This window comes from Vibrio sp. HI00D65 (genome assembly GCF_001635455.1).
In the GTDB taxonomy this organism is placed as follows: Bacteria; Pseudomonadota; Gammaproteobacteria; order Enterobacterales; family Vibrionaceae; genus Vibrio.
In genome coordinates this window covers 1-869 of the sequence record NZ_LWEH01000089.1, presented here as the reverse complement: position 1 = coordinate 869, position 869 = coordinate 1, and the positions used below count along the sequence as shown (strand labels likewise).

1 protein-coding gene is annotated in these 869 nt (G+C 47.4%); it reads right to left on the bottom strand.

Features of this window, described 5'->3' with window-relative positions; translation table 11 throughout:
- Window positions 1-869: diaminopimelate decarboxylase (lysA, locus tag A3712_RS08645; RefSeq protein ID WP_063523096.1), on the bottom strand; the 869-nt coding region annotated here is incomplete at both ends.

Genomic DNA, 869 nt, shown 5'->3' with positions numbered 1-869 from the left:
CTTGTGCTCTGTTGGCTTAAGGAACTCAACTTTCGTCAATAATACACCAGCGTTAGCAGCAATCGCTCTTCCTGGCTCGAAAATAAGCTCTAGATCAGAATGATTGTCTAGGCGAGCCAATAGCGCTTTCGCGTAATCTGAAGGCTGTGGTGGTAGTTCATCCCGATAAACCACACCCAAACCACCGCCGACATCAAGGTGCTTAATGTTAATACCATCAGCACGTAGTTGTTCGATCAGGGCAAGCAAACGGTCAGTCGCATCAATGAAAGGTTCAATATCTGTTAGCTGAGAGCCGATGTGGCAATCAATACCGTGGATAGACAGGTTTTCTAATGTTTGTGCAAAAGCGTAAACCGCAGGAGCACGGTCGAAGGCGATACCAAATTTGTTATCACGCAGACCAGTCGAGATATAAGGGTGAGTGTTTGCATCAACATCTGGGTTGATACGTAGTGAGATCGGCGCCTTAACACCAAGCTCACCAGCCACTTTGTTCAGTCGCTCTAACTCTGGCTCAGACTCTACGTTGAAACACTTAATGTTCAACTCAAGCGCACGTTTCATTTCAGCAGCTGTTTTGCCGACACCAGAGAATACAACTTTCGCTGGATCGCCACCTGCAGCGACTACACGCTCTAGCTCACCGCCAGAAACGATATCAAAGCCAGAACCTAATCGTGCCAGAGTATTCAATACGCCAAGGTTCGAGTTCGCTTTAACGGCGTAACACACCAAGTGTGGATGTTCACCAACCGATGAATCAAATGCATTCCAATGGCGTTCTAATGTAGCGCGAGAATATACATACAGCGGTGTACCATATTGCTCTGCGAGTTGTGAAAGTGCGACGTCCTCAGCCCAAAGCT